This is a genomic window from Rhodopseudomonas sp. BR0G17 (genome assembly GCF_010907025.1).
Taxonomy (GTDB): domain Bacteria; phylum Pseudomonadota; class Alphaproteobacteria; order Rhizobiales; family Xanthobacteraceae; genus Rhodopseudomonas; species Rhodopseudomonas palustris_H.
Genome location: NZ_QUML01000017.1, coordinates 38,570 through 52,668, shown reverse-complemented (window position 1 = coordinate 52,668; position 14,099 = coordinate 38,570). Strand labels below are relative to the sequence as shown.

At 65.8% G+C, this 14,099-nt stretch carries 12 protein-coding genes; 6 read left to right on the top strand and 6 right to left on the bottom strand.

The genetic code is table 11. The features are described from left to right. Positions 1-2 precede the first annotated feature (2 nt). A complete protein-coding gene (locus DY467_RS14725) occupies positions 3-677 on the top strand; it encodes a cytochrome b/b6 domain-containing protein (protein ID WP_164637076.1) in 675 nt (224 codons plus the stop codon). Between the two features lie 29 nt (positions 678-706). Here the strand turns inward: DY467_RS14725 and DY467_RS14720 are convergent, their stop codons facing one another. From DY467_RS14720 to DY467_RS14695, 6 genes are all read right to left on the bottom strand, one after another. After that, positions 707-1,492, bottom strand: a complete 786-nt coding sequence (locus tag DY467_RS14720) for an enoyl-CoA hydratase (protein ID WP_164637074.1) — start codon at positions 1,490-1,492, stop codon at positions 707-709. A gap of 24 nt (positions 1,493-1,516) precedes the next feature. After that, a complete protein-coding gene (locus DY467_RS14715; RefSeq protein ID WP_164637071.1) occupies positions 1,517-2,311 on the bottom strand; it encodes a CoA-transferase subunit beta in 795 nt (264 codons plus the stop codon). After that, positions 2,308-3,303 carry a CoA transferase subunit A gene (locus tag DY467_RS14710; protein WP_164637068.1) on the bottom strand — a complete coding sequence of 332 codons (996 nt, stop codon included), beginning with the start codon at positions 3,301-3,303 and terminating at the stop codon, positions 2,308-2,310. The genes DY467_RS14715 and DY467_RS14710 overlap by 4 nt, the downstream gene beginning before the upstream one ends. 125 nt (positions 3,304-3,428) lie before the next feature. Beyond that, positions 3,429-4,421 (bottom strand): Bug family tripartite tricarboxylate transporter substrate binding protein, encoded by a 993-nt coding sequence (locus tag DY467_RS14705; RefSeq protein WP_164572967.1) that lies wholly within the window; start codon positions 4,419-4,421, stop codon positions 3,429-3,431. Positions 4,422-4,500: 79 nt separating this feature from the next. Further along, a complete protein-coding gene (locus DY467_RS14700) occupies positions 4,501-6,003 on the bottom strand; it encodes a tripartite tricarboxylate transporter permease (RefSeq protein WP_164572968.1) in 1,503 nt (500 codons plus the stop codon). After that, positions 6,003-6,479, bottom strand: coding sequence for a tripartite tricarboxylate transporter TctB family protein (locus tag DY467_RS14695; RefSeq protein ID WP_164637065.1), 477 nt, complete (start codon positions 6,477-6,479; stop codon positions 6,003-6,005). Before DY467_RS14695 ends, DY467_RS14700 begins: the two co-directional genes overlap by 1 nt. An 801-nt stretch (positions 6,480-7,280) precedes the next feature. Here DY467_RS14695 and DY467_RS14690 point away from each other — a divergent pair. The 5 genes from DY467_RS14690 to DY467_RS14670 all read left to right on the top strand — a co-directional run bounded on the left by DY467_RS14690 (position 7,281) and on the right by DY467_RS14670 (position 14,042). After that, a complete protein-coding gene (locus DY467_RS14690; protein ID WP_107344237.1) occupies positions 7,281-8,174 on the top strand; it encodes a LysR substrate-binding domain-containing protein in 894 nt (297 codons plus the stop codon). A 167-nt stretch (positions 8,175-8,341) separates the two neighbouring features. Further along, positions 8,342-9,616: a 4-aminobutyrate--2-oxoglutarate transaminase gene (gene gabT / locus DY467_RS14685; RefSeq protein WP_107344239.1), complete on the top strand. Its 1,275-nt coding sequence runs from the start codon at positions 8,342-8,344 to the stop codon at positions 9,614-9,616. 37 nt (positions 9,617-9,653) lie between these two features. Next, the gene (locus DY467_RS14680; RefSeq protein ID WP_107344241.1) at positions 9,654-11,105 is read left to right on the top strand and encodes an NAD-dependent succinate-semialdehyde dehydrogenase; all 1,452 of its coding nucleotides are present in this window, start codon (positions 9,654-9,656) and stop codon (positions 11,103-11,105) included. 49 nt (positions 11,106-11,154) lie between these two features. Then, positions 11,155-12,453 (top strand): ArgE/DapE family deacylase, encoded by a 1,299-nt coding sequence (locus DY467_RS14675; RefSeq protein ID WP_164637062.1) that lies wholly within the window; start codon positions 11,155-11,157, stop codon positions 12,451-12,453. Continuing rightward, on the top strand, positions 12,453-14,042 hold the full coding sequence (locus DY467_RS14670) for an acetolactate synthase large subunit (protein WP_164637059.1): 1,590 nt from the start codon (positions 12,453-12,455) through the stop codon (positions 14,040-14,042). Before DY467_RS14675 ends, DY467_RS14670 begins: the two co-directional genes overlap by 1 nt. Positions 14,043-14,099 lie beyond the last annotated feature (57 nt).

The following is a 14,099-nucleotide window of genomic DNA, read 5'->3' as shown; positions in this document are numbered from 1 at the left end:
ACATGAACGAAGCGAGCGTCGTCGCCTGGGACGGGCCCACGCGCGTCTTCAAGTGGGCGCTCGTCTTCGTCGTCCTCGATGGCTGGATCAGCAACACCTATGGCGGGGCCTATCCCGCCTGGCACAAGCTCAATGGCTATACCGCGCTGGTGCTGATCGTCTTCCGCATCCTGTGGGGCTTCGTCGGCGGCTCGACCGCACGGTTCGGCAGCTTCGTGGCGATGCCGGGCAAGGTGCTGGCCTACATCACCGACAAGAAGAAGTTTCTCGGCCACAATCCGCTCGGCGGATGGATGGTGGTGGCGCTGCTGGCGCTGGTGTTCGCGATGGCGATCAGCGGGCTGTTCTCCGCGGATGAAGACCGTCTGATCATCGAGGGACCGCTCGCCAAGACGGTCGCCGATGCCACCGTCGACACCGCCGCGCTGTGGCACCGCCGGATCTTCACCGCGATCGAGGTGTTCGTCGCGGTCCACGTCGCCGCCAACGTGATCTACGCGGTCACCAGCCGCGAGCCGCTGATCCAGGCGATGATCACCGGCCGCAAGCCGGCCGACAGCTATGCGGATATGCCGGCAGCCGAGCCCGGCCCTTGGGGCCGAGCATTCGCCTGCCTGCTGGTGGCAGCGTTCGTGGTGCTGGCACCGATCTACGTGATCGCGGGACGGCTGCTGTAACGCGTGCGGAGCTTAAGCTCCGCGACGTCTCACCGCCCGCACCACACCGGCGGGCGTTTCCCAAGGAAGGCATCGATGCCTTCCTTGGCGTCTTCGGCCTGAAGGTTTTTCGCCATCACCTGACTGGTGTAAGCGTAGGCGTCCGCCAGCGACAATTCGGCCTGGCGGTAGAACGCCTCTTTGCCGATCGCCAGCGTCAGCGGAGACTTGCTCGCGATCTGCCGCGCGAAGGCGAGGGTGCGCTGCTCGAGCTCGGCGGCGGGAACGACCTCGTTGACCAAGCCGAACCGGAACGCGGTGTCGGCGTCGATCAGATCGCCGGACAGCAGCATCTGCATCGCGTGCTTGCGCGTCAGATTGCGCGACAGCGCCACCATCGGGGTCGAGCAGAACAGCCCGATATTCACGCCCGGCGTTGCGAACCGCGCATCGTCAGCAGCGAAGGCGAGATCGGCGCTGGCGACCAGCTGGGCGCCGGCGGCGGTGGCGACGCCGTGGACCCGCGCGATCACCGGCTTCGGCAAATGAACGATCGCCTGCATCACCTCGGCGCAGGCGGCGAACAGGCGGTCGACATAGCCGGGGTCATAGTTGCCGGCCCGCAGTTCTTTCAGGTCATGACCGGCGCAGAAGGTCGGGCCGGAGCCGGCGATGATCAGCACCTGCACGCTGGCGTCGGCGGCGATCTCCGCCAGCGCCGCGCGCAGCGCCTCCAGCATCCCCTGCGACAGCGCGTTGCGCGCCTGGGGCCGGTTCAGCGTCAGCGTGGTGACGCCATCATCGTCGGCGCGCAGCACGTAAGGAGTGTCGGTCATCGGAAGTCCTCGTTGTCGGGCGCGCTAGTGCTTGCGCAGCGCGCCGGTCTCATCGACCTTGCGCAGGTTCGCGAGCTCGGTGGCCGTCGGCTCGGCGATCATGTGGGCGGTGGGCGACACCTTCAGGTCCCAGCCGGTGTGCGCCTTGATCTCGTCGACGCTGGAGAACGCGAACCAGCCGTCGAGCTGAAATTCCTTGGTCTCCGGATCGGGACGCAGGATGCCCAGCGTGGTGATGATGGCCGATGGTCCGCCGCCGACGAAGCCGAACCGCTCTCGGGCGTTGCCGCCGTCGAGATAGCCTGGCGAACTCAGATAGGTGACCTTCTCGGCAAAGCGCTTGGGTTCGTGCGTCACCATGATGATGAAGCGCTTGGCGCCGCAGGCAATGTCATTGGCGCCGCCCGCGCCGGGCAGACGGATCTTGGGTGGACGATAGTGCGTGCCGATGTCGTCGTCCCAGATGCCGGTGGTGTTGACGTTGCCAAACTTGTCGACCTGCGCCGCGCCGATCACGCCGACGTCGCATCGGCCGGAGGCGACCAGGAAGCCGAGCGCGTCGATCGCCGAGGTGAAGCTGGTGGCGTTGGTCGAGATGCGGTTGCACTCGATACCCCAGGGCAGGCCGCCGACCGGCGTCGCGCCATAGACGCCGCCCTCGGTCATGGTCCGCAGATGCGGCGCATGATTGGCCTGGGCGAAGTAACCGGCCAGCATCGACAGGCCGACGCCGAAGATCGCCAGCTCGCCGTCCTTCACTTCGCGCCCCGTGGCGATCGCCATCATCTCCTGGCGGGAATAGTCCAGTGTCTCGCTCATGCTGCGACCTCCTGGGCGGACAACGCGGCCACCTCGTCGGGCGGCAAAATCCAGCGCCGATACGGATCGAGCAGGAAACTGGTGGTGCTGTTGCGTAGTTCGGCGATCTTGTCGCGGCCGATCATGTCGAGATAGCTGTCGATGTCGTGATAGCTGGTGACGAAATCCCGGATGTAGGCGGCGGTGCCGTCTTCGCTGCCGAGCGCCTTGTTCATGAACTTCATGTGTGCTTCGTCGACGTCGTACATGCCGGGCGAGCTCTGCGGCCAGGCCGCGAACGGCCAATGCACCACGGCCTCGACGACGAGATCCGGAATCCGCACTAGGTTCGGATATTGCCGGATGCAATCGGTGTCGACGATCGCATCTGCAATGATGATCACCTTCTTGGCTGCGCGGGACAGCTCGACCCGGCTCCATTCGGTGCCGAGCATGATCGCGTTGCCGTACGGATCGGCGAGGGTGACGTGGATCGCCGCCAGATCCGGCTTTAGCGGACTGAACGCGCCGATCTCGCGGCCGGTGAACGGATCGACCACCGTCGGGATCTTGTGCTTGCTGGGATAATCGTCGGGCGCGAACGCGCTGCGATACTGCAGATCAGAGCCGATGTTCACGGTGGCCGGGACGAACGGCCAGTTCAGTGCGCCGCCGAGCAGTCGCAGCGGCAATCCGAGGTTGGAGTAGTCTTCGAGCGCCATGTGGCCGCTCTCGACTGCGCGGCGCAGGCCGTTGGCGAAGCCAAACACTTCCAGGGCCGAGAAGCCGCATTCCGCCTTTGTGACCACACCGGCGGCGGCCAGCAGGTTCAATTGCTGGCTGTTGCAGTGAAAGATCGCGTGCAGGTCGCGCCGGCCCTGGCGCAGCAATTCGCGTCCAAAGATGATGGCGTCGGATCCGATCGGCAACGCAGCGCCGCTCGCATACTGCATCCCGTCCCAGCTATAGCGTCGCACTGCCTCTTGCAGCGAGATCAGCCTTGTCTGCGCCATCTGCTCCCCGATGTGGTTCGTGTCGTTGCCGGTGTTATGTCGCAGTTGGGTCGTCGGTGGAAGCCATCGCCACAGCATGCAGCTGCGGCGGATTTGACGTCCGCCGCAGCCGGCTCAGTGCCATCTCAATCGAGCTTGGCGCCCGACGCTTCCACGACCTTGCCCCAGCGCGCATAGTCTTCGTGAATGACCTTGGTGAAGGCCTCCGGGGTCGAAGGGATCGCGTCGAGGCCTTGTGCGGCGAGACGGTCGCGGACATCCGGCAATTTCGCCAGCGCGTTGATCTCGGTGTTCAGCCGCGCCACGATGTCCTTCGGCGTGCCGGCGGGAACGACGATGCCGAACCAGGACGACACCACGAATTCCGGCAGTCCGGCCTCCGCAGCGGTCGGCACGTCGGGCAGCAGCGGCGAACGGGTGCGGCTGGTGATCACCAGCCCCTTGACCTTGCCGGACTTCACCTGCGGCGCGAGGATGGTCAGCGTGTCGAACGAGAGGTTGACCTGGCCGCCGAGCAGGGCCTGGATCGCGGGCGCGCTGCCCTTGAACGGCACGTGCAGCAGATCGGTGCCGGTGAGGTTCTTGAACAGCTCGCCGCTGAGATGGCACAGCGTGCCGTTGCCGCACGACGAGTAGCTGAGCTTACCCGGCTCCTTCTTGGCCGCCGCGATCAGGTCTTTCAGCGAGGTCGCGGGCGTGTCGGCGCTGGCGCCGATCACGTAAGGCACTTCCGCCACCAGCGACACCGGCGCGAAGCTCTTGAACGGATCGTAAGAGAGCGACTTGTTCAGATGCGGCAGAATGGTGAGCTGACCGGCGGGCGCGAGCGACAGCGTGTAGCCGTCAGGCGCCGCCTTGGCCGCCGCGTCGGCGGCGATCGCGGTGCCGGCGCCGGCCTTGTTCTCGACCACCACCGGCTGCTTCAGCACTTCGCTCAGCTTCTCCGCGACGACGCGTCCGACCGCATCGGCGGCGCCGCCGGGCGGGAACGGCACGATCAGCTTCAGCGGCTTGTTCGGCCAGTCAGCCGGCTGCGCCGAGGCTGGCAGGGCGGCGACGAGAGAAGCGGCAAACGTTGCGCATAGCAGGATGCGGCGAGAGACCGTCGAGGCTGTCATGGGCGTCCTTCATTCCGTGGTGGAGAAATCGAAGAGGGTGGAGGGCGTCGTCGAATCATCGTGCGGCGTGGTGCGTCGGTCAGTCTTCGTGGAAGGCGACCTCGCGCGTCTTCCGGACGCTCGGCAGCACCAGGATGACGATCAGCGCCAGCGCGATCAGCAGCAGTGCGAGGCTCAGCCCGCGGGTGACGAAGACGGTCGGGTCGCCATGCGCCAGCAGCAGCGCGCGCCGCAGGTTTTCTTCCATCAGCGGGCCGAGCACAAAGCCGAGCAGCAGCGGCGCCGGCTCGCAGTGCAGCTTGATGAACATCCAGCCGAGCAGGCCGAAGCCGACAGCGAACGCGACTTCGATTGTGCTCTGGTTGACGCTGTAGATGCCGATGCAGCAGAACACCAGGATCGCCGGATACAGCACGTGATAGGGAACGCGTAGCAGCCGGATCCAGATTCCGATCAACGGCATGTTGAGCAGCACCAGCAGCAGATTTCCGATCCACATCGAGGCGATCAGGCCCCAGAACAGTTCCGGCTTCTCAGTCATTACCTGCGGGCCTGGCACGATGCCGTGGATCATCATCGCGCCGACCATCAGCGCCATCACCGCGTTCGGCGGAATGCCGAGCGTCAATAGCGGAATGAACGAGGTCTGCGCGCCGGCGTTGTTGGCGGATTCCGGCGCGGCGACGCCTTCGATCGCGCCCTGGCCGAACCGGCTCGGATCCTTCGCCAGCTTCTTCTCGATGGTGTAGGCCGCGAACGAACTCAGGATCGCGCCGCCGCCGGGCAGCACGCCGAGCAGCGAGCCGAGAAACGTGCCGCGCAGCACCGGTTTCCAGGCCGCCTTGAAGTCCGCGCGGGTCGGCCAGATGCCGCCGACCGAGGTCGCAAACACGTTGCGTTCGATGCCTTTCTCGAGATTGTGGATGATCTCGGCGATGCCGAACAATCCCATCGAGACGACGACGAAGCCGAAGCCATCCGACAATTCCGGGATGCCGAAGCTGTAGCGTTCGGTGCCGGAATTGACGTCGGTGCCGATCAGCCCGAGCAGCAGCCCGAGCACGGTCATCGCCACCGCTTTGGTGAGCGAGCCATTGGCGAGCACCACGGCCGCGACCAGGCCGAGCACCATCAGCGAGAAGTACTCGGCGGGGCCGAACTTCAACGCCAGGTTCGACAGCGGTTCGGCAAGCGCGGCGATCAGCAGCGTTGCCACGGTGCCGGCGAAGAACGAGCCGAGCGCCGCGATGCCGAGAGCGGCCCCGGCGCGGCCCTTTCGCGCCATGGCGTGGCCATCGAGGCAGGTGACGACCGAGGAGGATTCGCCGGGCAGGTTGACCAGGATTGCCGACGTCGAACCACCGTATTGCGCGCCATAATAGATGCCGGCGAGCATGATCAGCGCCGACAGCGGCGGCTGGCCGTAAGTGGCGGGCAGCAGCATCGCGATGGTGGCGACGGGCCCGAGCCCCGGCAGCACGCCGACAAGCGTGCCCAGCGTGACGCCGAGCAGGCAGTAGCCGAGATTGCTGAGCGTCAGCGCTGCTTCGAAGCCATGGCCGAGTTGACTGAACAGCTCCATCAGAACGGCGTGACCCTAAACGGCAGCCGCAGCCCATAGGCGAAGATCGCGACAGAAGCCGACGCCAGAACGAGGCCCGAGGCCGTGACCGAGCGCCAGCCTACGTTGGAATTGGCGAGGCTGCTGACGGCGACCACGCCGAACGTCGCAAGCGCGAGGCCAACCGATTCAATCGCCACCGCGAACACCAGAACGCTGGCGGAGATCAGCAGCGCCGGCCGGAGCTTCGGGATCGCGAGGGAGGTGGGACCTGCCGCTTGCTCCGCGACCGAGTGACGGCGGAATGCGCCGAGGCCGACGACGACGCCAAGGCCCGCCAGGATCAGGCCGAGCACGACCGGGAAATACCCAGGCCCCATCCGCATCGTCGTGCCGAGCGGGTAGTTGAGCGCGACAACCGCGAACGCAATCCCGAACACAAAGAACGCCGCACCAGCGGCACCATCGCGATGATCGAGGCGGCGCCGAACCGACATGGGTGCTCCTACAATGTTCGCGGCCAACTAATCGCCGGCGATCGGCAGTATAGATACCGCGAACCTCCAGCCCGAGAGGCCCGCAATGTGTCGTCAAACGGTGCCAGCAGCAATGAAATGCTGTTGTAAAGACTTGGCTGCGACGGGAGGATTTTGATCGTTTCGTCCGGCTGGCGTGGAAGATCTTTGCGGGCTCTGCCGCACGATGCGCGCCGGCCTCGCGAGTCATCTTTCAGCGCAAATCTGAGGATGCGCTGAGTCAGGCCGGCGAAGGTCCTGCGGAGACGGTCTGCTGTTCGGTGAGTTTGAGTCCGCGAGCTAATCGACGTCAGGAGCGATCGTCTCAATGCAATTTCGGTGGGCGCTCAGACGCGGCCGACCAAGCAATGGGCGTCGCCGTGCTGCGCGCTTCCGCACAAGATCGCCGAAGACAGGATGCGCCGGGCGTGGTTGCAGTTGTCCGACTGGACCACTCCTGGCCGCGATCTGGTTCTTGATGCGCTCCATCCGCCGTTGCGTGATGGTGCCCTGGTCTGTCCTCTTGGGGGGGCGCTCGCCGTGATCGGCGGGAAGCGTCCTGGAATCGTTCAAAATTGAGCGAACGTGCATGGCGGGCAGCAGGCATGCGGTCCGACAGGACGGCGCGATATTTGTGACGGTTGCTTCGCCGTGCCACAAGAGAGAAGAGTTTTGCCGCAGATCGAGGTCGATCGGGGGTGATCATCTCGATCGGCGCGTGTGAGGAGGCGATAAGTCTATAATGTCCAAGCGTCGTTACAGCGATCCGGCGATACGGCTCTCATGATGCGCCGTCGTTTGCCGTCGCTGATCGCGCTCCGCGCCTTCGAGGCCGTCGGGCGCACCGGCAGCGTTCGCGCCGCCGGAGATGAACTGGCCGTCAGCCATACCGTCGTCTCGCGCCATCTGCAGAACCTGCAGAAGTTTCTCGGCGTGGCGCTGGTCCGCGGCGAGGGCCGCGGTGTGATGCTGACCGAAGCCGGCGTCAGCTTTCATGCACAGATCTCGCAGGCGTTCGATATTATCGCGCGCGCCACCACCAGCGCGCGGCCGTCGTCGCTGCCGACGCTGAACATCTGGTGCATTCCGGGCATCGCCAATCGCCTGCTGCTGTCACGCTTGCCGGAATTGACCGGGCCTCCGCGCAACTGGGAGGTGAATCTGCAGCCGACTCTCACCCATCCGGATTTGTCGCGGGCAGAGGCCGACGCCGAAATCGTCTATGCCGACGTGATCGACTCCCGCGGGCCGCTGATGTCGGAAATCCTGGTGCGGCCGCGGGTCTTCCCGGTCGCCAGCCCGGCCTATCTGGCGCGCTATCCGGCAATCACCAGCCTCGAAGATCTGTCGCAGATTGCGCTAATCCACGAAGAATCCACCATGCAATGGACCCGCTGGTTTGAACTCGCGGGCCTCGACGATCTGCCGCCGCTGCGCGGCCAGCGGCTGTGGCACGCCCATCTGGCGATAGAAGCGGCACGGCTCGGACAGGGCGTCGCGCTCGCCAACGATGTGCTGGTCGAAGAAGACCTGCGTTCCGGCGCGCTGGTCGAGGTGATCACATCGTCGGTTTATATGGAGACTTATCAGCTCGTCGCGCTGAAAGAGCGTTGGGACGATCCGGCGATCGTTGCACTGCGCAATTGGCTGAAGCAGGTGCTCGCAGAGCTCGAGTGATCACGCATGGCTGCGTGTTGAGCGGATCGCTCAACAATGCGCCAGTGGTTGCACGTTATGGTGCAGCATTTTTTGATTGGTGCATGGAAGTCACCAGACCGAACTTACAAGCTGATTGATTGTCCGAACCGTCACATTAGCGTTGTCATCAGTTCAGGAGAGAGCTGATGACGAATAGTGAATTGCTGACGCGCAGGCAGACGGCTGTCGTGCGGGGCGTCAGCCAAGCGACGCCGGTGTTTGCAGAGCGTGCGCTGAATAGCGAGATCTGGGACGTCGAGGGCAAGCGTTACGTCGATTTCGCCGGCGGCATCGCCGTGCTCAATACCGGCCATTGCCATCCGCGTATTGTCGCGGCGATTCGTGAGCAGCTCGATCGCTTCACCCACACGTGTTTCCAAGTCGCGCCTTATGAAGGCTACATCAGGCTCGCCGAGCGTCTGAATCAGTTGGCGCCGATCAACGGGCCGCTGAAGTCGATCCTGCTGAGCACCGGCGCGGAAGCTACCGAAAACGCGGTCAAGATCGCGCGCGCTGCGACCGGACGCAGCGGCGTCATCGCGTTCACCGGTGGTTTCCACGGCCGCACCGCATTTGCTTCGGCGATGACCGGCAAGGTCATCCCCTACAAGAAGGCGCTCGGTCCGCCGCTGCCCGGCGTCTGGCATGTGCCGTTCCCTGTCGTCGGTGGTGACGTCTCGGTCGAGGATGCGCTGCGCTGCGTGCAGTTCGTGTTCAAGGCCGATATCGATGCGTCGCAGGTGGCGGCGATCATCATCGAGCCGGTGCAGGGTGAGGGCGGCTTCCATCAGGCCCCGCCCGAACTGATGCGCGGCCTGCGCAGGCTGTGCGACGAGAACGGCATCGTGTTGATCGCTGACGAAGTGCAGACCGGCTTCGGTCGCACCGGCAAGATGTTCGCGATGGAGCACTACGATGTTCAGGCCGACATCGTCTGCGTCGCCAAGAGCCTTGCCGGCGGCCTGCCGCTGTCGGGCGTGATCGGCCGTGCCGCCATCATGGATGCGGCCGAGCCGGGCGGCCTCGGTGGTACCTATGCGGGCAATCCGCTGGCCTGTGCCGCAGCGCTCGCAGTGCTCGATGTGTTCGAGGAAGAGAACCTGATCGCGCGTGCGAACCAGATCGGCGAACGGCTGCGCAGCGCGATCGATCGCTTCGCGCTGTCGAACACGCTGGTGCCGACCTCGGTCGCGCGCGGGCCCGGTGCGATGGTGGCATTCGACATTCTCAAGCAGCGCGGCAGTAATGAGCCGGATGCCGAGGCGACCAAGCGCGTGACGCGGCTGGCGTACGAAAACGGCCTGATCCTGCTGTCGTGCGGCACCGCCGCCAACACCATTCGCATCCTTGTGCCGCTGACGGCCTCCGATGCGATCGTCGACGAGGGATTGGCGATCCTGGAGCGCTGCCTCGCCGCTTAGCACAGGGCGCGTCCGCGCCGAGACGGGAATGATCGAGATGCTGATGCCGAGTGATCCCGGCCTGTTGGCCGAGCGCTGCCTTGTTGGCGGCAAGTGGTGTGGTGAGCCGGTCGATGCCGTGTTCAATCCGGCGACCGGTGAGCGCATCGGCGCGGTGCCGCGGTTCGGCACCGACGAGGCCGAGGAGGCGGTGCGCGCCGCCGACATCGCGTTCCGGCAGTGGTCGAAGCTGCTCGCCAAGCAGCGCGCCACCATGCTGCGCGCTTGGTTCGACCAGATCATTGCCAATCGCGACGATCTGGCGCTGCTGCTGACGCGCGAGCAGGGCAAGCCGCTCGCCGAAGCGCTCGGTGAAATCGACTACGCAGCCTCGTTCGTCGAATTCTACGCCGAGGAGGCGCGGCGCATCTACGGCGAGACCATTCCGTCGCACCGCGCCGATGCCCGCACGATGGTGATCCGCCAGCCGGTTGGCGTCGTCGCGGCGATCACGCCGTGGAATTTCCCGGCCGCGATGATCACCCGCAAGGTCGCGCCGGCGCTCGCCGCCGGCTGCACGGTGGTCATCAAGCCTGCTCCCGAAACGCCGCTCACCGCGCTGGCTCTCGGCGTGTTGGCGCAGCGCGCCGGCTTTCCGCCGGGCGTGCTCAACATCATCACCGGCGATGCGCCAGCGATCGGCAAAGCGTGGACCGAGCACCCGACGGTGCGGGCGATCAGCTTCACCGGCTCGACCGAGGTCGGCAAGATCCTGATGCGCCAGGCCGCCTCCACCGTGAAAAAGGTTGCGCTGGAACTCGGCGGCAACGCGCCCTTTATCGTGTTCGATGATGCCGATCTCGATGCTGCGGTCGAAGGCGTGATCGCCTCCAAGTTCCGCAACATGGGGCAGACCTGCGTCTGCGCCAACCGCATCTACGCGCAGGACGGGATCTACGACGCGTTCGTGGAGAAGCTCACCGCCAAGGTGGCGACGCTGCAGGTCGGTAACGGTGTCGACGCCGGTGTGACCCAGGGGCCGCTGATCACGGCCGAAGCAATCGCCAAGGTCGAGCGTCATGTGTCCGACGCGGTCGCCAAGGGGGCCAAGGTCGTGCTCGGCGGCAAACGGCACAAGCTTGGCCGCACTTTCTTCGAGCCGACCGTGCTGGCCGGCGTCACCACAGCGATGCTGATCACGCGCGAAGAGACCTTCGGTCCGGTGGCGCCGGTGTATCGCTTCACCGACGAAGCCGACGTGATCGCGCAGGCCAACGACTCGCCGTTCGGCCTGGCGTCCTACTTCTACGCGCGCGACCTCGGACGCGTATTCCGCGTCGCCGAGGCGCTGGAGTCCGGGATGGTCGGCGTCAACTCGGCGCTGCTCGGCGCCGATGTGGTTCCGTTCGGCGGCGTCAAGCAGTCCGGCCTCGGCCGCGAGGGCTCGCGCCACGGCATCGAGGAATATGTCGAGACCAAATACATCCTGCTCGGCGGTCTCGATCGCTGATGCTGCCGTCTGCGTAACGACAACTATCAGATCCAGGGGAGACCGAGACGTGGCGACTGAGACATTGACCAAATCGGATGCGATCGCAGAAAGCCTGCGGGCCGCGGTCGATCGCAATTTCGACGACCAGGTCGCGTTTCTCCAGCGCATGGTGCAGTTCCGCAGCGTGCGCGGCGAAGAGGCGCCGCAGCAGGCATGGCTGGCGCAGCAGTTCGCCGACCGTGGCTACAAGGTCGACACCTTCAGTCTCGCCGACGTCGATATCGCCAGCCATCCCAAGGCGGCGCCGATGGACACGATCGATCCGGCCGGCTCGATGCAGGTCGTCGCCACCGCGGACAGCGACGGCAAGGGCCGCAGCCTGATCCTGCAGGGCCATATCGACGTGGTGCCCGAAGGCCCGGTCGATCTGTGGAGCGATCCGCCCTATGCGGCGACCGTCCGCGACGGCTGGATGATCGGCCGCGGTGCGCAGGACATGAAGGGTGGCGTGTCGGCGATGATCTTCGCGCTCGATGCGATCCGCAGCGCCGGCTACGCCCCCGACGCGCGCGTCCATGTGCAGACGGTGACCGAAGAGGAGAGCACCGGCAACGGCGCGCTCTCGACCCTGATGCGCGGTTATCGCGCCGACGCCTGCCTGATCCCTGAGCCGACCGGCCACACCCTGACGCGTGCCCAGGTCGGCGCAGTCTGGTTCCGGCTGCGCGTGCGCGGCACGCCGGTTCACGTCGCTTACTCCGAGACCGGCACCAGCGCGATCCTGTCGGCGATGCATTTGATCCGCGCGTTCGAAGAATACACCAAGGAGCTGAACGCCCAGGCGGTGCGCGATCCGTGGTTCGGCCAGGTCAAGAACCCGATCAAGTTCAACGTCGGCATCATCAAAGGCGGCGATTGGGCGAGCTCGACCGCTGCCTGGTGTGAACTCGACTGCCGGCTCGGCCTGCTCACCGGCGATACGCCGCAGGAGGCGATGCGCGGCATCGAGAAGTGTCTCGCCGATGCGCAGGCGACCGACAGCTTCCTGTCCGAGAACCCGGCCGAACTGATCTGGAGCGGCTTCCAGGCGGATCCGGCGGTGTGCGAGCCGGGCGGGGCGGCTGAAGACGTTCTCATAGCTGCGCACAAGGCCGCGTTCAACGCGCCACTCGACGCCCGGCTGTCGACCGCGGTCAACGATACCCGCTACTACTCGGTCGACTACGGCATTCCGGCGCTGTGCTACGGACCGTACGGCCAGGGGCCCCACGCGTTCGACGAGCGCATCGATCTGGAAAGCCTGCGCAAGACGACGCTGAGCATCGCGCTGTTCGTTGCCGAGTGGTGCGGGCTGAGGAAGCTGTGATGACAGTCGCGGCTCCGGCGGCGTCCGCCGTGCAATCGATGACGGGAGCGGACCGGCTCTGCGATGCGCTGCTGGCGCACGAGGTCGATGTCTGCTTCGCCAATCCCGGCACGTCGGAGATGCATTTCGTGGCGGCGCTCGACCGGCAGCCGCGGATGAAGTGTATCCTCGGTCTGTTCGAAGGCGTCGTCACCGGCGCCGCCGACGGCTACGCCCGGATGACCGACCGGCCGGCCGTGACGCTGCTGCATCTCGGCCCCGGCCTCGCCAACGGCCTCGCCAACATGCACAACGCGCGGCGCGCGCATTCGCCGATGATCAACATCGTCGGCGATCATGCGGTCGAGCATCTACCGCTCGATGCGCCGCTGACCAGCGACATCGATTCGCTGGCGCGGCCGATGTCGCGGTGGGTCAAGCGGATCGCCGATCCGGTGCGGATCGATCAGGACGTCGCGGACGCGTGGTCGCAGAGCATGGCGCCCGGCATCTCGACGCTGATCCTGCCCGCCGACATGGCGTGGAATGAGCACAGCTATCGTTCGCCGCCGATGCGCGGCAAACGTCTGCCGCAGACGCCGCTGGTGCAGGAGACGGTCGTGCGCATCGGCGCCGCGATCCGTACCAAACGCAAGGTGGTGTTGATGCTGTCCGGCGGCGCGCTGCGCGAGCGTCCGCTCCGGATCGCCGACAACATTCGCCGCACCGCCGGGGTGGAGATCTACGCGCAGGGCGCCAATGGCCGGATTGCGCGAGGCCGAGGCCGGGCGCCGATCGCCAAGCTCCCGATGACCCACGAGATCGGTCTCGAGATGCTGCGCGGCACCGACATGGTGGTGCTGATCGGCGCCAAGGAGCCGGTGTCGTTCTTCGCCTATCCGAACCGGCCGGGCCGGCTGGCGCCGCCGAATTGCGAGATCGTGCAGCTCGCCGGGCCCGATCAAGACCTGGTGCAGGCGCTGGAATGGCTCGCCGACGAGGTCAATGCACCGAACGAGCCGGTTGCGATTGCGCCGTTCGCCGTTCCGGCGCCGACGGCGGGGGCCAACGCCGCTCTCACCGTCGACATGGTCAACCGCATCGTCGCTGCGCGGCTGCCGGATCAGGCGATCGTCTGCGACGAGGCGCTGACCTCATCGGGCTTCTTCGACTATTCGTATGATGCGGCACCGCACGATTATCTGCAGATCACCGGCGGCGCGATCGGGATCGGCATTCCGATGGCAGCCGGCGCCGCGGTGGCGTGTCCGGATCGCAAGGTGATCAACCTGCAGGCCGACGGTAGCGGCATGTACACGGTGCAGGGGCTCTGGACCCACGCCCGCGAAAACCTCGACGTCGTCACCATCGTGTTCTCGAACCGCTCCTACGCCACGCTGTGGGGCGAGATGAGCAAGGTCGGCGCACAGACACCGGGCCACAACGCGCAGCGGATGCTGCAGCTCGACCAGCCCGAACTCGACTGGACGAAGATGTCGCAGGGCCTCGGCGTCGAGGCCAGCCGCGCGACCACGCTGTCGGAATTCTCGCGCGCGCTCGATACGGCGCTGGCGCGCCGTGGTCCGTACCTCATCGAGGCGATGGTCTGATGCACTGACCCCTTCGCCTCAATCATCAACATCCTGAACGACCGACCAGTCCAACAT